We start from the raw sequence: 345 nt of genomic DNA on the forward strand, positions 1-345 counted from the left end.
CGGGATCCAGAAGCTCACCGTCTGGCTGCCATCGACGAAGTAGTAGGGAATGTCCTGGTGCCACGGCGTCGGCTTCTGCGTGCCGGGCTCCTTGACCAGGACGTGGTCGTGGAAGAACTGGGCGCTGCGCGATTGCATGACGGCGGCGGCGAGTTCTGCCGCCGGCGATTCACGCACGATCCTGACGAATTCGGGGATGCGCTCCCAGTTGCAGTAATCGTCGAAGAAGCTGCCCTTGCCGCCGGCGATGTCGGAGGCCGTGGCGCTGCGGTCCTGCATATTGCGTTCAATGCCAGCCGCGATGACGTCGACCCAGTCCTTGAAGGCGCCGCGGATGCAGACGGC

Annotated in this window: 1 protein-coding gene; it reads right to left on the minus strand. The window is 64.6% G+C overall.

The features are described 5' to 3' along the window. A partial coding sequence (locus EN808_RS35435; RefSeq protein WP_189524252.1) for a phytanoyl-CoA dioxygenase family protein occupies nucleotides 1-345 on the minus strand: 345 nt, incomplete at both ends.

The organism is Mesorhizobium sp. M8A.F.Ca.ET.165.01.1.1 (assembly GCF_004792065.1).
Taxonomy (GTDB): domain Bacteria; phylum Pseudomonadota; class Alphaproteobacteria; order Rhizobiales; family Rhizobiaceae; genus Mesorhizobium.